The organism is Pseudophaeobacter profundi, assembly GCF_029697505.1.
Taxonomy (GTDB): domain Bacteria; phylum Pseudomonadota; class Alphaproteobacteria; order Rhodobacterales; family Rhodobacteraceae; genus Pseudophaeobacter; species Pseudophaeobacter profundi.
The window spans coordinates 72,816-92,349 of record NZ_JARJEF010000012.1; the positions used below are offsets into that span (position 1 = coordinate 72,816).

18 protein-coding genes are annotated in these 19,534 nt (G+C 59.7%); 7 read left to right on the forward strand and 11 right to left on the reverse strand.

Features of this window, described 5'->3' with window-relative positions; all coding sequences use genetic code 11:
• Positions 1-30 precede the first annotated feature (30 nt).
• Genes P2081_RS16885 through P2081_RS16895 form a run of 3 tightly spaced genes read left to right on the forward strand, consistent with a single transcriptional unit; the run spans position 31 to position 3,331 of the window.
• Entirely contained in the window at positions 31-1,143 is a 1,113-nt protein-coding gene (locus P2081_RS16885; RefSeq protein WP_278924041.1) for an ABC transporter ATP-binding protein, read from the forward strand.
• Between the two features lie 11 nt (positions 1,144-1,154).
• On the forward strand, positions 1,155-2,075 hold the full coding sequence (locus tag P2081_RS16890) for an ABC transporter permease (protein WP_278924042.1): 921 nt from the start codon (positions 1,155-1,157) through the stop codon (positions 2,073-2,075).
• Positions 2,072-3,331, forward strand: a complete 1,260-nt coding sequence (locus P2081_RS16895) for an ABC transporter permease (protein WP_278924043.1) — start codon at positions 2,072-2,074, stop codon at positions 3,329-3,331. Before P2081_RS16890 ends, P2081_RS16895 begins: the two co-directional genes overlap by 4 nt.
• A 101-nt stretch (positions 3,332-3,432) precedes the next feature.
• On the opposite strand, the gene P2081_RS16900 is transcribed toward P2081_RS16895, so the two are convergent.
• Positions 3,433-4,218, reverse strand: coding sequence for a maleate cis-trans isomerase family protein (locus P2081_RS16900; RefSeq protein WP_278924044.1), 786 nt, complete (start codon positions 4,216-4,218; stop codon positions 3,433-3,435).
• A gap of 301 nt (positions 4,219-4,519) precedes the next feature.
• Here P2081_RS16900 and P2081_RS16905 point away from each other — a divergent pair, with 301 nt between their 5' ends.
• Entirely contained in the window at positions 4,520-6,697 is a 2,178-nt protein-coding gene (locus P2081_RS16905; RefSeq protein ID WP_278924045.1) for a Hint domain-containing protein, read from the forward strand.
• A gap of 115 nt (positions 6,698-6,812) precedes the next feature.
• Positions 6,813-7,751 (forward strand): DMT family transporter, encoded by a 939-nt coding sequence (locus P2081_RS16910; protein ID WP_278924046.1) that lies wholly within the window; start codon positions 6,813-6,815, stop codon positions 7,749-7,751.
• Between the two features lie 4 nt (positions 7,752-7,755).
• Here the strand turns inward: P2081_RS16910 and maiA are convergent, their stop codons facing one another.
• From maiA to hmgA, 6 genes are all read right to left on the reverse strand, one after another.
• Entirely contained in the window at positions 7,756-8,397 is a 642-nt protein-coding gene (maiA, locus tag P2081_RS16915; protein ID WP_278924047.1) for a maleylacetoacetate isomerase, read from the reverse strand.
• Positions 8,390-8,611 carry a DUF2783 domain-containing protein gene (locus P2081_RS16920; protein ID WP_278924048.1) on the reverse strand — a complete coding sequence of 74 codons (222 nt, stop codon included), beginning with the start codon at positions 8,609-8,611 and terminating at the stop codon, positions 8,390-8,392. Before P2081_RS16920 ends, maiA begins: the two co-directional genes overlap by 8 nt.
• Positions 8,612-8,617: 6 nt before the next feature.
• Complete coding sequence (locus P2081_RS16925) at positions 8,618-10,231, reverse strand: FAD-dependent oxidoreductase (RefSeq protein WP_278924049.1); 1,614 nt, start codon at positions 10,229-10,231, stop codon at positions 8,618-8,620.
• Between the two features lie 183 nt (positions 10,232-10,414).
• Complete coding sequence (locus P2081_RS16930) at positions 10,415-11,365, reverse strand: MBL fold metallo-hydrolase (RefSeq protein WP_278924050.1); 951 nt, start codon at positions 11,363-11,365, stop codon at positions 10,415-10,417.
• Positions 11,366-11,434: 69 nt separating this feature from the next.
• Complete coding sequence (gene fahA, locus P2081_RS16935; protein WP_278924051.1) at positions 11,435-12,697, reverse strand: fumarylacetoacetase; 1,263 nt, start codon at positions 12,695-12,697, stop codon at positions 11,435-11,437.
• 134 nt (positions 12,698-12,831) lie between these two features.
• Entirely contained in the window at positions 12,832-14,187 is a 1,356-nt protein-coding gene (gene hmgA, locus P2081_RS16940; RefSeq protein WP_278924052.1) for a homogentisate 1,2-dioxygenase, read from the reverse strand.
• A 69-nt stretch (positions 14,188-14,256) separates the two neighbouring features.
• Between hmgA and P2081_RS16945 the strand changes: the two genes are divergently transcribed.
• Together P2081_RS16945 and P2081_RS16950 are read left to right on the forward strand one after the other, a co-directional pair.
• Positions 14,257-14,730 carry a MarR family winged helix-turn-helix transcriptional regulator gene (locus tag P2081_RS16945; RefSeq protein ID WP_278924053.1) on the forward strand — a complete coding sequence of 158 codons (474 nt, stop codon included), beginning with the start codon at positions 14,257-14,259 and terminating at the stop codon, positions 14,728-14,730.
• Between the two features lie 35 nt (positions 14,731-14,765).
• Positions 14,766-16,016 carry an adenylate/guanylate cyclase domain-containing protein gene (locus P2081_RS16950; protein WP_278924054.1) on the forward strand — a complete coding sequence of 417 codons (1,251 nt, stop codon included), beginning with the start codon at positions 14,766-14,768 and terminating at the stop codon, positions 16,014-16,016.
• Positions 16,017-16,045: 29 nt separating this feature from the next.
• Here the strand turns inward: P2081_RS16950 and P2081_RS16955 are convergent, their stop codons facing one another.
• The 4 genes from P2081_RS16955 to P2081_RS16970 all read right to left on the reverse strand — a co-directional run bounded on the left by P2081_RS16955 (position 16,046) and on the right by P2081_RS16970 (position 19,443).
• Positions 16,046-16,855 carry a division plane positioning ATPase MipZ gene (locus P2081_RS16955; RefSeq protein WP_278924055.1) on the reverse strand — a complete coding sequence of 270 codons (810 nt, stop codon included), beginning with the start codon at positions 16,853-16,855 and terminating at the stop codon, positions 16,046-16,048.
• Positions 16,856-17,094: 239 nt separating this feature from the next.
• Complete coding sequence (gene rpmE, locus P2081_RS16960; protein WP_278924056.1) at positions 17,095-17,316, reverse strand: 50S ribosomal protein L31; 222 nt, start codon at positions 17,314-17,316, stop codon at positions 17,095-17,097.
• Between the two features lie 11 nt (positions 17,317-17,327).
• A complete protein-coding gene (gene rplS / locus P2081_RS16965; RefSeq protein ID WP_232404938.1) occupies positions 17,328-17,702 on the reverse strand; it encodes a 50S ribosomal protein L19 in 375 nt (124 codons plus the stop codon).
• A 283-nt stretch (positions 17,703-17,985) separates the two neighbouring features.
• The gene (locus P2081_RS16970; RefSeq protein WP_278924057.1) at positions 17,986-19,443 is read right to left on the reverse strand and encodes a M20 family peptidase; all 1,458 of its coding nucleotides are present in this window, start codon (positions 19,441-19,443) and stop codon (positions 17,986-17,988) included.
• Positions 19,444-19,534: the final 91 nt, after the last annotated feature.

Consider the following 19,534-nt stretch of genomic DNA (forward strand, 5'->3'; position numbering starts at 1 on the left):
CATTAGAGTTGTGAGCTGAGGAGAGACCACATGAGTGCTGGGGTCGGCGTAGATCTTGAAAACCTCTGGATCCGCTTTGGAGATTTTGTCGCGGTACGCGACGCAAAAGTGCATATCAACGGAGGGGATTTCTTTTCCTTCCTTGGCCCCTCGGGCTGTGGCAAGACAACGATCTTGCGCGCGGTTTCGGGCTTTCTGGAACCCAGCGAAGGCCAAGTGTTGATTGGCGGCAAGGACATGAAGGGGATCGGCCCCAACAAACGTCCCACCGCGCTGATCTTTCAGAACCTTGCCTTGTTTCCGCTGATGAAGGTTTGGGAAAACATCACCTTCTCGATGGAGATCAAGGGGGCCTCTGCGCGGGAGCGTCGCAAGCGCGCGGATGAACTGCTGGATATGATTGCCCTGCCGGATCAGGGCGACAAGCTGCCCTCGGAGCTGTCAGGCGGCCAGCGCCAGCGGGTTGCCATTGCCCGTGCGCTTTGTGCTGAACCCGATGTCTTGCTGCTGGATGAACCGCTCTCGGCGCTGGATCTCAAGCTGCGCCAGCACATGCGCACAGAACTGCGTGAAATCCAGAAACGGGTGGGCATCACCTTTATCTACATCACCCATGACCAGGGCGAAGCCTTGACCATGTCCGACAATATTGCGGTCATGCGGGCCGGTGTCATTGACCAGATTGGCGATGGTAAGACCATCTACAACGACCCTTCGACCGCTTTTGCCGCCTCTTTTGTTGGGGAAAACAACGTCTTTCGTGGCACCGTGAAGCAGGTGCAGGGCGATACCGCCCTGATCGCCACCAATCGATCCGGCGATCTTTTGGCGCGGGTGTCCAGTGCCAATAAGGGCAAGATGAAACCGGGGGACGATGCGATGATGTTCATCCGCCCCGAAGCCTTTGCCCTGGCGCCGGTGGGCAGCGAGGGCGACCATTTTGTCACCGCCACCGTCACCAACGAGGAATTTGAAGGCAATGCCTTCAACATCTTCATGGAAGGCGACGGCGGTAAGGAAATGAAGGTCTCGCTGCCCAATCTGGGCCAGTCCTTTGACAGCCACAAGGGGCAGCCGATGACCCTGCAATATGATGTCCAGAACGCTGTGGCCTTGCCGGCCGGCGATCTGGCCACCGAATAGGGAGACTGGCGATGCCTCGTTTCCTGAAAGAGTTCTTTGACCGCAACGGTCTGGGAATTGGCTCCTTGATGCTGGGGTTGGTGCTGTTCTGGACCATCGGTCTGATCATCCTGCCGCAGCTGTCGATGCTGGACTTCTCTTTTCGGCCCAACCTGCCGCCGCCAGAAATTGGCGGGCCAAAAGACGTCTACACGATGGAAAACTACAAATATCTGGTCTTTGGCCCCGAAGGCGGCAGTCAGGACTATAATGCCGTTGATCTGAAGGTGTTTTACCGCACCCTGATTGCGGCGATCTTTGTCACCATCTTCAACCTGATCCTGTGCTATCCAATCGCCTATTACCTGGCTCAGACCAAGGGCAATCACATCCGCATCTTTGCGCTGATGCTGATCATTCCCTATTGGATCAACGAGATCCTGCGCGCCTTTGCCCTGCGTATTATCTTTGGCGAGACCGGCGTGTTGAACAATCTGCTGGTCGCGGCTGGGGTGTTTGATACCCCGTTTGATTTCATCCGCAACGATATCGCGCTTTATGCGGGGCTGGGCTATGCCTATATCCTGTTGATGATCTTTCCGATCTACAACGTGATCGAAAGCCTGGATCGCAACCAGATCGAAGCTGCCCGCGACATGGGGGCCAGCTGGCCGATGATCCACCGCCGCGTGGTCATCCCCTATGCCAAACCGGGGATTAGCTCGGGCTGTACCATGGTGTTCATGCTGTCTGCCGGGGCACTTGCGGCGCCGCAAATTCTGGGCGGGCCGTCTTCTCTCTGGTTTACCCAGCTGATCTATCAGCAATTCAACGACAACTCTGACTGGCCACAGGGCGCAGCCTATGCCGTGGTGCTGCTGGTCACCTGTATCCTTCTGGTGCTGGCAGTGATGCGCCTGTTCAAGGTGAACATGGGGGATATCGGCAAATGAAGAACCTTTCTCTTATGCGCCTCAGCATCTGGGCCTATCTGGCGATCTTCTTTGCCTATCTGCTAGGGCCTTTGGTGATCATGTCGGTCACCGCCTTCAACTCTCCCGAGTTTCCCCGTGCCACCCCCTGGGAATGCCTGACCTTTGAATGGTTTTCGGCCCTGTTTCAGGACGAACGGATCCTCAACGGTATCAAGAACTCTGTTATGGTGGGCTTTGGCACCGTTATCCTGTCGGTGGCCATGGGGCTGGCTGGGGCCCTGATGCTGACCCAGATCTGGCCCAAGCTGCGGGCGACCTATTACACCATCATCATTGCGCCGATCCTGGTGCCCGGTGTGGTGATCGGTATCTCGACGCTGGTGTTCTGGGACCGGATCAACCGGATGCTGGGGCTGGGGGCGGATAGTTTCCTGTCCAATGGGCTGTTCCTGACGGTGATTGGCCAATCCACCTTTATTGCCAGTTATTGCATGCTGGTGCTGGTGGCGCGCCTGCAGCGTTATGATGCTGCTCTGACAGAGGCGGCGCTGGATCTGGGTGCTACCCATGCGCAGGCCTTTCGCAAGGTTCTTCTGCCCTTCATGAAGCCCGCCATCGCAAGCGCCGCGGTGCTGGCCTTCCTGGCGAGTTTCGAGAACTACAACACCACCACCTTTACCTTTGGCGAATATCCCACTCTGACAATCGAGCTGGCGCAAAAGGTTCGCTATGGCATCACCCCGGCGATTTCGGCGCTGGCCTTTATTATCGTGTTGCTGACGGTCTTTGCCGCGCTGTTCAACGAGGCCAATATCCGTCGCAAGGAACTGGTGCTTGAGGCGCGCAAAGGGGCCACCGTCGAAGAGCTCAGCTCAGGTCGCCTCAAACTGCCCGGCTTTCTCAGTTCTAACTGGGCGGCGGTGGCGCTGGTGATCGTGGCCTGTGCGACGGTGGTCGTGGTGGGGACCGCAACGGTCTATAGCCCGCAGCAGTGTATCGCCGATGTACAGGAGCAAAAGCGCTTGGAGACAGAGATGCGTATCCAGGAGTTGCAGCGCCAGCGCGAACTGCGCCGCGAGCAGCAAGAGGCAGAGCAGGGCAGCACAGCGCCAGCCCAGTCTCAACCTGCGGATAACAACTCTGGCTTTGGTGGCGTCTTTGCCCCCAGTACCCTGTCGGGTGAGGACGAGAGTGGCACTGCTGAGCCTGCGGAGGAAGACTCTGGTTTTGGGGGCGCCTTTGCCCCCAGCACTTTGAGTGGCGATGGCGACTGAGCCCGCGCCCCTACGCCCCCCTCCTGCGCGCCACTGTGCAGGGTGGCATTATCCCCCCCGCCCGACAGCGATGTCGGGCGGGGGGGTTGCATTCATCTGCATCAAATGGGGGGCAGGACACCCTGATGCGGTCTGGCCAGAGGCTTGCTGGTTAAAACACCTGGTGCGTCTGCGGCCAGGGGTGCACCTGACAGCCGCGCCATATGCCAGGCCAGGGCCTGATTGCTGCTGATCACGGGTTTGCCGATGCGCTGCTCCAAATCGTCAATGACGTCCAATGTGCGCAGATTGGTACAGCTGAGAAACACTGCCTGAACCAATGGATCCGCGCCGACCTGCAGTGCGGCAGCATGGATCGAGGCAGGGTCGATGCGGGCGACATTGGCCTCGACCTCTTCACCAAAGGACAGAAGGCTTGGCACCTGAAGGCCTGCGGTCTCAAAGGTTTGGCGCATCGGACCAGAAACAGAGTCTATATAGGGCGAAACCAGCCCGATCGAGGTCAGATCTAGCGCCGCAAAGGCGGCCAGCGTTGCGCCAAGCGGCTGCGCCACATGCCGGGTGGTCAGGGCGCCCTGCACCAGATCAGTCACCCGGTCGGGGCCAATCAGGGTGGTGCCAGAGGTGCAGCCATAGGCGACCACATCAAACGCTACCCTCTGCGGCAAGAGCGCTGCCGCCGCGGGAAGGTCGCGTCCCATCTGGGCGATGGTTTCCGGGGTCAGCGCTGCGCCGGACGGGATGCGATTGACATAGAGCGCGATGTCGCGACTGGGAAACAGGCGGCGAAAATCCTGCTCGATGGTTTCATCCACCTGCAGGACAATCAGACCAAAGGTGGCGGCGGATCCGATTGGTCCGGTCAGCTGATATGGGAAGTGCTGCATGGCGCTGGGCTCCTGGTAGGGAAAAGGCGAGGCGCAGCTTTGCCAGTTCTGGCCGCCACTGCAAGGCTGCTAACTGATGGTGGGCTTTGTGTTTGGCGCTCGCTGCCCAAGGGGCACTGCCTGTCAGGTCGGGGCGGTGCAGACCACTTTTGGCCCTGAACGCCATATATTTACCCCAGTTGGGCCGACTCCCTACCGTTTTTTCATGACAGAACTACGGCTTGAAGCGGAGATCCCCACCGGCCCAAGGCCAGTGTTGGCAGGCGATCCGCAGGTGCAGGTAAGGGCTTGGTAGGGCGTCATGGCTGTTTTAGACAATGCAATCTGGTTGACCGGGGCAGGTGGCAGCGCCGAAGACGGCAGCACCACCCTGTCCGAAGCGGGGCAGAGTACCACGGTCACCGGGCGCTTTACTGCTGCAGCCTGGGATGCCAGCCAGTCCGGCACCGCAGTTTCGGATTTCGGCGCCTTCGGGGTCACCGGGCCGATCACCGCGGAATATGGGTTTTCCAATCCCATTACCCAGCTTGCCTTTGATCTACAGCATGTGAATGCCTCTGGCAGCAGCCATGACGACAAGTTCACCCTGCGCATTTTGGATGCCTCTGGTGTACTGGTCCCGGCGGATGAAGTAATCGCAGGCCTGACCGGCGTGACCCACCATAGCATCACCACAAACCCGGATGGCACCGTTTCCATCGAGGCAGAGGGCAGCAGTGCTGATGATATTGGCGTGGCACTGGAGGGGCCGATCTCGGCGCTGGTGGTGACCTATGAAAATGGCGCTGATGCACCGCAGTCAGGCGGCGCGGGAATTTCGGATCTGTCATTTTCTATCCCGCCACCGCTGGATTACCAGGTTGAGGGCACCGCCGGTGATGACCTGATCGATGCAAGCTATCTGGGCGATCCCGAAGGCGACCGGGTCGACAACAGCGATGCGCAGGATGGCTCTCAGGATGACACGATTCTGGCGGGCGATGGCAATGACACCGTACTTGCGGGGGATGGAGACGATTCCATCGAGGCCGGCGATGGCAATGATTACGTCGAGGGCGGTGAGGGCGATGATACGCTGCGCGGCGGCTGGGGCGACGATACGCTTTATGGCGGTGCGGGGAATGACAAGCTCGAAGGGCTTTATGGCAATGACCTGATCTATGCGGGCGCTGGCGATGATCATGTCTTTGGCCGTGACCAGGATGACCTGATCTATGGCGAAGACGGCAACGATACCCTGATCGGCAGCAAGGGCACAGATACTGTCTGGGGCGGCGCGGGTAATGACACCCTGGCGGGCAGCCAGGGCAATGACGAAATGCATGGCGGCGCAGGCAATGACCTGGTGTTTATTGGCGTTCATGAAGATTCCGACCGGATCTTTCTGGATGAAGGCAATGACTTCCTGGATGGGGGCTCGGCCGGGTCATCGTTTTACGGCGAAGGCGGCACTGGCGATGACCGGATGAACAGCGGCGTCGGCGATGACACCCTGCTGGGCGATGCGGGCCGCGACAGCCTGGATGGCGGCGCGGGGGCTGATCATCTGGATGGCGGTGCGGATGACGACAGCATCGTCGGCGGCACCGGAAATGACACGCTGATCGGTGGCACCGGCGCAGATACCCTGCAGGGCGGTGATGACCGTGATATCATTTTTGGCGGCAGCGGCGATCTGGTGGATGGCGGCGAGGGCGGCGATGACCACGATGTGCTGGACCTGCGCGGTGCAGGGCGCAGCACGGTCACCTTTGACCCGGCGAATAGCGAGGCCGGCCGGGTCGATTTTCTGGATGACGCGGGCAAGGTCACAGGCAGCCTGAAGTTTTCCAATATCGAAGAGGTAATCCCAGAGACGGTGGCCTGTTTCACCCCCGGCACCCTTGTGTTGACCCCAGCTGGGCAGATCCCGGTGGAAGAAATCACAGAGGGGGCGCGGGTTTGCACGCTGGATCACGGGGTCCAGCGGGTGCGCTGGGTTGGGGTGCGCCATCTTGATGCCCTGGATCTGGCTGCGCGACCCTGGTTTTGCCCGGTGCGGATCATGGCGGGGGCCCTGGGGGACAACCAGCCCAAGCAGGATTTGCTTGTGTCGCCCCAGCACCGCATGTTGCTAAGTGGCGCCCATGCAGAAATGTTGTTTGGCACCGCAGAGGTTCTGGCCGCCGCCCAGAGCCTGGTGAATGGGCGCTCAATCCTACGCGCCGAACCTGGCTCGGTGACCTATATTCATCTGCTGTTTGATAGCCATGAAATCATCTGTGCCAATGGCGCCTGGAGCGAGAGTTTTCAGCCCGGCGAGCAAACGCTGTCCGGTATGGCGGCGGCGCAGCGGGCCGAGGTCCTTGCCCTGTTTCCCAAAGCGGCGTTGATCGGCAAGCGCTTTGCCGCGGCCCGCCCATCGCTGAAATCCTATGAGGTGGAGATATTGCAGAGCTTTGCAGGCCCGTTGACAGGTGCGCTTGAGGGGGTGCAGTGATCCAGGGGGAAATCTTGGGCGCTGGGGCTAAATGCGCAGGAAACGGGTCGCGCTGCGCGCTGCTCCCCCGCAGGGTTGGGGTCTCTCTGCCCCCTTGTTGAAGAAAGCGCGCCCCGTGACCAAACCTGCCTCTCCTGCAATTGATCTGACTGCCGGATTCTTGCTGGCGGCGCTGGCGCTGGTCTGGGGCGGATCGTTCTTTTTTGCCGAGATCGCATTGCGGGCGCTGCCGCCGCTGACCATCACCCTGTTTCGTGTGACCCTGGCCCTGCCACTGTTGTGTCTGGTGCTGCGCTACAAACGGATTGCCCTGCCAAGAGATTGGCGGATCTGGCGGGCCTATCTTGTCATGGGGGGGCTGAATAACGCGCTGCCGTTTTCGCTGATCTTCTGGGGGCAGACCCAGATCGAAAGCGGGCTGGCCTCGATTTTGAACGGGACCACGGCGATGTTTGGCGCTGTGGCAGCGGGGCTGTTGTTGAAGGATGAGCCACTGACACCGGCAAAACTCATCGGGGCGGCCCTGGGCGGGCTGGGGGTTGTGGTGATCATGGGGCCTGCGGCCCTGGCCGATCTGGATTTGCGCAGCCTGGGCCAGCTTGCTGTGCTGGGGGCCGCCCTGTCCTATGCCCTGGCCAGTGTCTGGGGCAAGCGCCATCTGGCGGGGCAACCACCGCTGATGAATGCGCTGGGGATGCTATTGGGCAGCACGGTCTTGATGCTGCCGGTGGCGCTCTATGTTGATGGACCGCCGCGGTTTGATTTCGGCGCTGAAACCTGGGGCGCGCTGCTGGGGATTGCGTTGCTGTCCACGGCTCTGGCCTATCTGCTGTATTTTGAGATATTGCGCCGGGCTGGTTCGGCCAATCTGATGCTGGTGACCCTGCTGATCCCGCCCGTTGCGGTAAGCCTGGGGGCGGTGCTGCTGGCCGAGCGCTTGCCGCAGGAGGCCTATCTGGGATTTCTGGTGATCGGTCTGGGCCTGGTGGTCAGTGATGGCCGCCTGCCAAGAAAGATCCTGAACAGGCGGCGCGGGGGCGTCGATGCGCCCTGAAGGATTAGTGACCTTCCTTCACCGCATCCGGGTGGGCCGCCGCAAAGGCGGGGTGTGAGATGCAGCTTTCCTCTACGGTGCAGATCCGTGGCAGATCGGAAAAATCGACCTCCCAGCGACGCGCATTATAGAGCTGCGGCATCAGGCAGATATCGGCAAGGCCAGGCCGGTCTGCAGTACAGAACGGCGCGGCGTCATAGGCCTGCAACAGCTGTTCAAAGGCCTGCAATCCGGGGCGGATAAAATGCTGCATCCAGCGGCCGGGCATATCCTTGGCCCCATCGGATAGCAGAGTGGCCTGTTTGGCCACCTGCAGATTGCAGACCGGATGCAGATCAACCGCAATGCTATGGGCCAGCGCCTGGGCCTGGGCCCGCGCCGCCGGATCCTTTGGCAGCAGACCCAGATCGCGGGTTTGATCCAGATAGTCCAGTATCGCCAGCGATTGGGTCAGGCGCAGCCCGTCGATATCCAGCACCGGCACCAGACCCTGTGGATTACGCGCCAGATGGGCGGGGCTTTTGTGTTCGCCTTTGACCAGGTCCACCGCGATGGCACGATAGGGAATGTCGGCAAGGTTCAGCGCAATGCGCAGCCGATAACTGGCCGAAGAGCGCCAGTAGTCATAGAGGACCACCTCAGACATCCTTGGTTCCCTTGGCTGATGGCAGCGCGGCGGCGGCCAGCGCCTGTTGCAGCACCGCAGTGTCGCCAATGTGATTGGCCAATAGCAGGATCAGCCGGGCGTTGAAGGCCTCGCTATCGGCTTTATCCCGCCCCTCATGGGCGGCAAGCAGATCGGCGTAGAAATCATCGGCGCAATTGATATTTGGCTCCAGGATCAGCTTTGTATCAGACATCTCGGGTTACTCCTTTCCAACGGCGCGGCGCAGGGCGGCGCGGAATTGGTTGTCGTCATAAGAGGGACGGCGGGCCGCGACATGCTGATCGGGCCGGATCAGGTAGACGCCGCTTGGGGCCTTGCCCAGATAGCGATCTTGCAGCGCCCCGGTTTTGTCATCCTTGACCGAGAGAGCCAGACGTTTCACGGTGAGGCCTGCTTCGGTAATTTCATCAGGCGCGTCCGCGTCGATGGTCAGCAGGATAAACTGATTACCCAGCTTTGGCAGCAGGAAATCATCCCCCAGCGGTGCATCGGGGCAGGCCGATCCTGGCCGGGTGCGCTCTGGTCCATCGGTCAGGGCATCTGCCGAATTCAGCGGCGATCCATCATAGGTGCAGGGCTGTGACAGGCGACCGGAATTCACCAATGGGCGGGCAAAGGCATAGTGCTCGCTGAGGTCGAGCACCGCATCGCGCAACAGCCGCGACATCTCTGACTTGGGGGTGATGAAATCGGTAGAGCGGCTGGAGTTGAGGATGTTTTCCTCGGCACCCTGCACCCGCTCCAGGTTATAGCTGTCTAGCAGGCTCTCAGGGGCCTTGCCGTCGATCACCAGTTTCAGTTTCCAGCACAGGTTGTCGGTATCCTGCAGGCCGGAATTGGCACCGCGTGCTCCAAAGGGAGAGACCTGATGCGCCGCATCGCCGGCAAACAGCACCCGACCGTGGCGGAAATCTTCCATCCGGCGGCATTGGAAAGTGTAGATAGAGACCCACTCGAGCTCAAATTCCACCTCGTCGCCCAGCATGGCCTTGAGACGGGGAATGACATTTTCGGGGCGTTTCTCGCGCTCTTTGTCGATATCCCAGCCCAGCTGCAGATCAATGCGCCAAACACCGTCGGGCTGTTTGTGCAACAGCGCTGATTGGCCCCTGTTGAAGGGGGGATCAAACCAGAACCAGCGCTCGGTCGGGAAATCGGCCTCCATCACCACATCGGCAATCAGGAAGTTGTCTTCAAAGATGCGGCCAACAAAATCCAGCCCCAGCATGCGCCGGGTCGGCGATCCGGCACCATCACAGGCGATCAGCCAGTCTGCCTCCAGGTTATAGGCGCCTTCGGGGGTATCGATTTCCAGCGTGACATGGTCGGGGTGGGTGCCGATGGCCGAGACCTTGTTGCGACCGCGGATCTCGATTGGTGCGCCCTGATCTTGCAGTTCGCGGACTCGATCAACCAGATAGGCTTCAAGGTAATACTGCTGCAGGTTGATAAAGGCGGGGCGCTGATGGCCTGCTTCCGGCAGCAGGTCAAAATCATAGACCTGCCGGTCATCAAAGAAGACCTTGCCCTTGTTCCACAGCACCCCCTTGTCGATCATCGGCTGGCCACAGCCCAGACGATCAAGGATCTCTAGTGGTCGTTTGGCAAAACAGATGGCACGCGAGCCAAAGCTCACCTTGTCGTTTTCATCGAGGATCACGACCTCGACACCTTCCTGCGCCAGTTCGATCCCGGCAGCCAGGCCAATCGGGCCGGCGCCAACCACCACCACGCGGTGGCGGACCGGGGCGGCACTGTCCTGATCCGCATGGCGGGCATAGGGATACATCGGGATTTCAAAGATCTTGCTCATCTGGTCTCCTCCCAAAGGGGGTGCCAATCCTGATCATCTGATCGGCACAACGTCTCTGTGTCCCGGCAAGCTAGCCCTGCCGGGAGGACATCCTATCGTCTCATATGTTTCAGCCCGGCGGTACGATCTGGATCAAAGCGCGCCGTTGCAGGCTGTCACATCAGCGTGTGCGTGGACACGCGTTCACCCCTGCAGTGCGGCCCACATCTCCAGATCGCGTTCGGCGGTCCAGATACGTGGTGTGTCAATACCTCGGGCCTCGTCAAAGGCGCGGGCCACGTTGAAGGGCAGGCAGTGTTCGTAGATGGCATAGTCTTTGAACTTGGGGTCACATTCGGCGCGCACCGCATCCCAGGCCTCTTTCAGGGTGCCGTTGCGGGCGGCAACCCGTGCTGCAGGGCGATAGGTGCTTTCCACAAAATCGCGGGTGTTTTCAATCGCCGCGTTGACCATTTCCTTGCCAACCAGCGCGTCACCGCGACCGGGGGCAATGGCGTCCACGTCAAAGGCCGCGATATTGTCCAGGGTATCCCCCCAGTCGCTGAAGTGACCGTCACCGCAATAGCAGGCAGAGTGGTATTCAACGATGTCACCGGTGAACATCACGTTCTCATCCGGCACATGCACCACAATGTCCCCCGCTGTATGGGCGCGGCCCAGATGCATCAGGTCGATGCGGCGATTGCCAAGATAGACGGTCATATCTTCGCTGAAGGTGGTGGTGGGATAGGTCAGGCCGGGAATGCTCTCGTGGCCTTCAAACAGGCGCGGGAAACGCTGGAATTCGCTGTCCCAGTCTTCCTGGCCCCGTTCCACCACCATGGCGCGGGCGGCATCGCCCATGATCACCTGACCAGCACCAAAAGCCGAGGCCCCCAGCACCCGCACAGCGTGATAGTGGGTCAGCACCACATGGCTGATGGGTTTGTCGGTCACCGAGCGCACGCATTCGATCACCTTGTTGGCCAGACGGGGGGTCGCCTGGGCCTCAATAATCATCACGCTCTCATCGCCGATGATGACGCCAGAGTTGGGATCGCCCTCGGCGGTGAAGGCATAGATGTCCTTGCCCACTTCGCTAAAGGTGATTTTCTTTTCGCTCATGTCCCCTTGGGACGCAAATGCCTTGGCCATGTCTCTATCCTTTTGTCACGGGTCAGGGGCGGTGAACCCGCCGCTGACAAATATCTAATCGGCCTGCCGTCAGGCAACCGGAGGCCAGACCTTGGCCGGCAGGATCTGGCCCGTGCAATCGCCAAACCCGATGGTAAAGCCATCACCTCGGGCATTGCCGCGCAGCGTCAGGGTGTCGCCATCCTCGATGAAGCCACGGCTTTCGCCAGTTTCCAGGGTAAAAGGCTCGCGCCCGGCCCAGCTCAGCTCCATGAGCGAACCGAACTCGGACCGCTCGGCGCCCGAAATGGTGCCAGAGCCCAGCAGGTCGCCTGTGTTCATCTCGCAGCCACCAATAGCATGATGACACAGCTGCTCCGCCGCCGAGTAATACATCCGGTTGTAGTTGGTCTTGGCAATGGAAGAGGCCGTCGCCGCGCCTTCGGGCTGCATCAGAACTTCCAACTCGATGTCATACAGGCCGTCCTTGCTGCCATTCAGATAGGGCAGCAGCTCTTTCTCGCGGGCCGGGGTCGGGGCACGGAAGCTTTCCAGCGCCGCAGCGGTGACGATCCAGGGCGAAATCGAGGTGCCAAAGGCCTTGCCCTGGAACGGGCCAAGCGGCTGGTATTCCCAGCCCTGAATGTCGCGGGCCGACCAGTCGTTCAGCAGCACATAGCCAAAGATCATCGCATCGGCTTCATCGACGGTGATTGGCTGGCCAAATTCAGATCCGGTGCCAACAATGGCGCCCATCTCCAGTTCGATGTCCAGACGTTTGGTCGGCCCAAAGGATGGCATTTCGGCGTCCGGCGCCTTGGTCTGGCCATTGGGGCGGTGAATCGGCGTGCCGGAGACCACAACAGAGGAGGCGCGCCCATTATAACCAATGGGAATGTGCAACCAGTTGGCGGGCAGATCCGGGGAGCCCCGCAGGATCGCCCCCATGTTTTTGGCGTGCTGCATACCGGCATAAAAATCGGTATATTCTGCCACGGCCAACGGCATGTGCAGCTCGGCCTCTGCCTGGGCCGTCAACAGCGGCTCCAGCTTGGCCTGCTCGGCCGCGCCTTCGGCCAACAGCGCTGTCAGCCGTTCCCGCAGGGCAGCCCAGACCGCTGGCCCTTCCTCCATCATCTCGTTCCAGAAGGGCATCTCAAACAGCGGATAGTCCGCCAGCTGCAGCAAACCGGCTTCTTCGGCGGCCTGGCAATCCAGGATCATATCGCCAATGGCCACGCCACAACGCGGATCACTCTCTTTGGTCGAAAACACACCATAGGGCAGGTTGTTCAAGGGAAAGGGGTGTGCGGCATCATTGGCCGAGCTCACCCAGGATTTCAGAAGCGGCATAGAGCCTCCAGTCGGTTGCAAGATCCGCAGATCTCATTTCATCTTTCCGGAAATACCTCCGGGGGTGAATGGGCCCTGAAAGGGCCCAGAGGGGGGCGGCGCCCCCTTCTGTTTGTTCTTGGTCTACCCGCAGCCTATTTCATACCGGGCGTGCCGTCGAATTTCTTCTCGATGTCGCTCCAGCACTCGATGTAGTCATCCTGCATCGGGGCTTCCTTGGCGGCGAATTCGGTCAGATGCTGCGGGAAACGGGTTTCAATCATAAAGGACATGGTATTTGCCAGCTTCTCCGGGCCGAGGTTGGAATTGGACGCCCCTTCAAAGGCGTCTTTGTCCGGCCCATGCGGGATCATCATATTGTGCAGGCTCATGCCGCCGGGGATGAAGCCCTCTGGCTTGGCGTCATACTGGCCATAGATATTGCCCATCAGTTCGGACATGATGTTCTTGTGATACCAAGGCGGACGGAAGGTGTTTTCGGCCACCATCCAGCGATCACGGAACAGCACAAAGTCGATATTGGCCGTTCCTGGCACGCCCGAAGGCGCGGTCAGCACGGTGAAAATCGACGGATCCGGGTGATCGAACAGGATTGCACCCACCGGGCAATAGGTCTTCAGATCATATTTGTAGGGTGCATAGTTGCCGTGCCAGGCGACCACATCCAGCGGCGATTGTGCGATCTGTGTCTCATGGAACTGCCCGCACCATTTCATTGTCAGGCTTGATGGGGTTTCGCGGTCTTCGAAGGCCGCGACGGGCGCCTTGAAGTCACGCGGGTTTGCCAGACAATTGGCACCAATCGGGCCACGGCCGGGCAGTTCAAATTTTTGCCCGTAATTTTCGCAGACAAAGCCGCGAGCCGGGCCGTCCAGCACTTCGACGCGATAGACCAGGCCGCGCGGAATGATGGCGATTTCCTGCGGTTCCACATCAATAATACCCAGCTCGGTGGCAAAGCGCAGGCGGCCTTCCTGAGGGATCACCAGCATTTCGGAATCGGCCGAAAAGAAATAGGCGTCCTGCATGCTTTCTGTCACCAGATAGACATGGGTGGCCATGCCGACCTGGGTGTTCACATCCCCGGCGGTGGTCATGGTTTTCATGCCGGTCAGCCAGGTCAGTTTTTGCCCGTCATGGGCCACCGGATCCCAGCGATACTGGCCAAGGCTGGCCAGATCCGGGTCGATACAGGGGGCGGATTTCCAATAGGGCAGGTCGATCTTGGTATAGCGATGCGAATGTTTCACCGAGGGGCGGATGCGATAGCACCATGTCCGCTCGGGTGGGTTGGCGGTGAACGCGGTGCCCGAGAGCTGCTCGCCATAAAGGCCGTAGTTGCATTTCTGAGGGCTGTTCATCCCCTGCGGCAATGCGCCGGGCAGGGCTTCACTTTCAAAATCATTGCCAAAACCGGGCAAGTAACCTTCATGCGGGCCAGCAAGTGAGGGGGCCTGAGTCAGTGGGTGTGAATCCGCAGCTTTGTTCATGTCGACGCTCCTTTTCTTCTTGCCGAATTAATAGTTGTTTTTGTAACTAACAAGGGTGAGGAGTATACCATGACTGAAAAAGATGATTTTTCGCTGCAGGATTTTCTACCCTTCTTGCTGAACCGCGCTGCCGAGGATGCTTCGCTGGCTTTTCAGGCGCATTACAAGAATCGCTATGGCATGCTGCGCAATGAATGGCGGGTGCTGTTTCATCTGGGGGTGTTTGGCCAGATGACGGCCAAGGAAATTGGCCAGCGGGCCAAGATCCACAAGACCAAGATCAGCCGCGCGGTGGCCAAATTGGCGGAACGCCGCTTTGTGTCGCGCAGCCGGGATGAAAAGGATCGCCGAGCAGAACATTTGCGGCTTACGCCTGCGGGCGAAGCAGCCTATCGTGATCTGCGCGCCGAGGCACAGAGCTATGACGCCCAGCTGGCGGCACGCTTTGACCCGCAAGAGGTCGCTTTGCTGCTGCGCATGCTGCGCAAGCTGGCATCAATAGAAGAGCCAGTTTCTAGCGCGCCAGAGCGAGATCGAGATTGAAGCCTGCGGGCGAATGACAAAGAGGTAGAGCCAGCATGGACAGTGTGGATGCAAGAACGGCAGAGTTGATCCCCTGGTTGATCGAGCTCGGATTGCGCAGCAGTGGCCGCCAGGAGCTCCTGAACACCTTTTGCGAAAAACTGGTGGAACAGGGCGTGCCGCTTTGGCGGTTCCACCTGGCACAGCGGGCCTACCACCCGAAGTTTGGCGGCATTGGCTATAACTGGACCCGCAGCGGCGGCATTAGCCATGAACACTATGAACGGCGCCAAACCCCGCGCGAGGCCTGGCTCAGAAGCCCCTTTTATCAGCTGCTGGAGCGCAACATTGATGTGTTTCAGTCTGATCTGACTGGCCCGTTGCTGACCCGGCACCCCCTGCTGCAAGAGCTCAAGGATCAGGGGGCAAGCGAATATCTGGCCCTGGCCTTGCGCTTTACCGAAGATAACACTGTCGCTGATCCCAATGCCCCACCGGAAGGGGTTCTGGCCTCCTGGACCTGTGATCGTGTCGGCGGGTTCTCAGACCAGGACAAGGCGCTGATCCAGGCGCTTTATCCGGTGTTGGGGCTGGCATTGAAATCGATTTCAAACCGGCAGATGGCCAGTGACCTGTTGCAAACCTATCTGGGCCGCGATCCGGGGGTGCGGGTGCTTTCGGGGGAATTTCAGCGCGGATCGTCAAATGAGATCGATGCGGTGATTGGCCTGTTCGACCTGAAAGGCTTTACCAGCCTCGCCGGAGAGCTGCCGGGGCCTGCGCTGATCGAAATGCTGAACGACTATTTTGGTATCGCGGTTGAAACGACACATGCCCATGGCGGCAATATCCTGAAGTTCCTTGGTGATGGGGTGCTGGGTATGTTCAACCTTGGCTCCCTGGAGGAGGATGCGAAGGCGGCGCTGGACGCCTCGGCAGAGCTGTCTCGCCGGATCAGCCTGCGCAATGAAGAACGCGCGGCAAGCGGGCTACCGGTTGCCGATTGGACGCTGGCCCTGCATGCCGGGCGTATTCTGTATGGGAATATCGGTGCAGAAAATCGGCTGGATTTCACTGTGATCGGCCCCGCCGTCAATCAAACCGCCCGGATTGCCGACATGCACCGATCGGTGGGCCAGAACCTGATTTTCTCGCAGGTGGTACAGCGTGCGGCCGCTGGCGGTGCGCATGACATGGTTTCCCTTGGGCGCTATATGCTGCGCGGAGTCAGTGAACCGATGGAGCTGTTTACCATCTACCGACCACATGACGCCATGCCATCCCTGGCGCCGCATGCCAGGGATTAGGCTCTGAACTGCGTTTGTACCTGCCGAGGCTAGATATCGATTTCCACACCGGGCAGGTTCACGGCTTTCATCATGTCGCGCAGCTCTTGCCGGGCGGCGATGTTGGAAATGTTCAGCTGCTTGATGCCAATATCCTTGAGGTCAAGCAGCGTCAGGCCACGCGGGAACAACTCGCGGAAGATCACCCGCTCGGAAAAGCCGGGGGCCACGCGAAAGCCGATGCGCTTTGACAGCATGTTGATGGCGCGTTCCATCTTTTCCTTGTTGACCATGCGCTGGGTGCCAACCCGGTTGCGGATCACCACCCAGTCGATGGGCTTGAGGCCAGCCTGGGCGCGCAGCTGGCGGGCATTCCAGACCATCTCTGAATAGACCGAGGGGCCCGTGATCTTTTCGCCCTTCTGGTCGGTATGGGCCAGAAGGTCAAAATCAACAAAGCTGTCGTTCAGCGGGGTGATCAGGGTATCGGCCAATGAGTGGGCCACCTGGCTCAACCGTGTGTGCGATCCCGGACAGTCGATCAGAATGAAATCATTGTCCGGTTCCAGGCTGGATACGGCGGCCGACAGGCGATGATCGTAGACGTTTTCGCCCGGCTGCAGGCTGTCGGCGTCGATCTCGGGAAGTTCGTGCAGTTCCACCAGCGGCAGGTCCAGCGCCGCCTTGGTCATGAATTCCTTGCGGTTCTCCAGATAGCGCCCCAGGGAACGCTGCCGCAGGTCGAGATCGAGGGCGGCCACTTTATGCCCCATGCGGGCCAGGGTTGTTGCCACATGGATAGAGACGGTGGACTTGCCTGCGCCGCCCTTTTCGTTACCGACGACTATGATATGCGCCATCTTTTTGTCCCTTTGGTTCGCCGCGCTACGCGGGCCTGTTGTTGGCGCGACTATAGAGTCGGGGCGAATCAATGAAAAGCGCTCAAATGCGGCCAAAGCCCCAAGTTAGGGCCTGATATAGATCTCATTTGACGGGCTGGCGGGGGCGTTGAACCGCGCTGTGGCGAAACAGGGCTGGTGACAAAAAAATGCCGCCCCCGAGAGGAGCGGCATTTCTGAAAACCAAAAGCTTTGGGTGCTTAGAAGCCCAGGCCTTCGTATTTCTTTTTGAACTTGGAGACGCGGCCGCCGGCATCCATCAGACGGGTGTTACCACCGGTCCAGGCAGGGTGCACTGTGGGATCGATGTCCAGCGACATCTGGTCGCCGTCTTTGCCCCAGGTGGAGCGCATCTTCAGAATGGTGCCATCGGTCATTTTGACGTCGATGAAGTGGTAATCGGGGTGAATATCTTTTTTCATGATACCGCTCCTCAGGCCTTTTTGGCTTTGTAGTGTGAATCTTCAGCGATCCGTGCGGACTTACCGCGCAGGGCGCGCAGGTAGTACAGTTTGGCGCGACGCACGCGGCCACGACGCACGACGGCGATGCTGTCGATATTGGTGGAATGCAGGGGGAACACACGTTCCACGCCTTCACCAAAGGAAATTTTGCGCACGGTGAACGACCCGGAGATGCCCGAACCGTTTTTACGGCTGATGCAAACGCCTTCGTAGTTCTGAACACGCGAGCGCGAGCCCTCGGTCACTTTGTAACCGACGCGGATGGTATCACCGGCTTTGAAATCGGGGATGTCTTTCCCCAGGGCGGCAACTTGTTCCGCCTCCAGCTGTGCGATCAGGTTCATCTGATCTTCTCCTATTTTGCTCGTGGTTTTTTCCACGAAGTTTTGCGCGTCCTCAGAGCTCTTGGTCTTCACCGGGTCCCGCATTGCAGCCCGCCAGAGGTTAGGTCGTCCGTTCGCTTAAGCTGTTGGTTCGGGCTGCGCTACAGGGGCCGAAGAAGGCCAGGCAGGGTCGTGCAGTCCAATCACCAACGACTCGGAGACACGAAAAGCGAATCCAAGTAGGCGGTCTGTAGGCGATATGCGCCCCTGGATCAAGGGCGCAGAGCGGTCAGAGACCTTTGTTTTACTGCTTTTGCAGCAGCGCACCAAAGAAGTTGATGCCAGTTTCCAGGTTCTCGACCGAAAGCCGTTCGTTGATACCGTGAAACCGCTTCAGATCGCTGCCGTCGATCTTGAAGGGATTGATCCGATAGGCTGCATCGGCGGCCTGGGCGTAGTGGCGCGCATCGGTTGCGGCAATGGTCAGGCCGGGCACGGTGGCGAGCGGACCAAAGGCGGCAAAAATGGCGTCCTTGATGTCCAGATAGCCCGGCCCATCCGAGGCAGAGACCGGCGAGGCGGCACTGGCAAAGCTGGGATCCAGCCGGATCTCGATCTCTGGGTCGTCGATGGTGGTGCGGACATGTTCGACAATACTGTCGACGCTGTCGCGCGGATGAATGCGAAAGTTGACGGTGGCAGTCGCCTTGGCGGCCAGCACGTTTTCCTTGCTTGATCCTGACAGCATGGTGGGGGCGGTGGTGGTGCGCAGCATTGCGTCGGTTGACGGCGCGCCGGACAGGATGCCTTCCAGTACCGGGTTGAACAGCCAGCGATTGGCAAAGATCACGCGTTTGTCGATGGGAAAGTAGCGCCCAAGCGCATCAAAGAATTCTTCTGAAATTCCGTTCAGCCCACCGGGAACCGGGTTTGCCTGCAGCCGATCTACCGCGCGGGCAATACGCCCCACCGCCGTGACGCGCGGTGGCATAGAGGAATGCCCACCGGGAGATGTCGCTACCAAATCCAGTGTCACATAGCCCTTTTCCGACAGGTTGATGCTGGCCACCGGCTGAGTCAGGCCGGGGATGATCTCGTCCAGCACAAAAGAACCCTCATCCAGGGCCCAGGCCAGCTGTACGCCCTGGGCTGTCAGATGTTCAGCCACTGCCTTGGCACCATCACCGCCGATTTCTTCATCGCCGCCAAAGCTGAAATAGACGGTGCGTTTGGGCGTGAACCCCTGTTGGATCATATGTTCGGCAGCGCTGAGCATGGCAACCAGTGCGCCCTTGTTGTCGAGCGTGCCCCGCCCCCAGACAAAACCATCCGCCACAGTGCCGGCAAAGGGCGCGTGATCCCAGTGCTGCAGCGATCCGGGCGGGATCGGCACCACATCGTAATGCGCCGCCAAGAGCACGGGTTGCAGGCTGCTATCGCTGCCCTGCCATTTGTACAGTGGCGTCTGCGCGGCCAGAACCTCGCGGCTCATGGTGGCATGAACGACCGGGTAGCTTTGTTCCAGAAACTGCAGGAAGGCGGCAAAATCGGGCCGGGTCAGATCGTCAGACACGGTTTCAAACTGCACCGCCTGCGACAGGATTTCAGTGGCCGCAACAGTATCGGCCCCCAGGGCAAAGCTATTGGCTGTGGCAGTGGCCTCGGGTGGGGTGTAGCGCATCGTATTGATGGTCAGCACCGCCCCAAGTACCAGGATCAGCACAAACAACCCGGCCAGAATGCGCAGCAAAATACGAAGCATCAGAAATCTCCTGTGTGTAAATGCCTCGCAGTGTCACCAGAGGCCTGCCAATCAGTCACGTGATCTGACCATCTTGCCCAGAGGAGCCGCC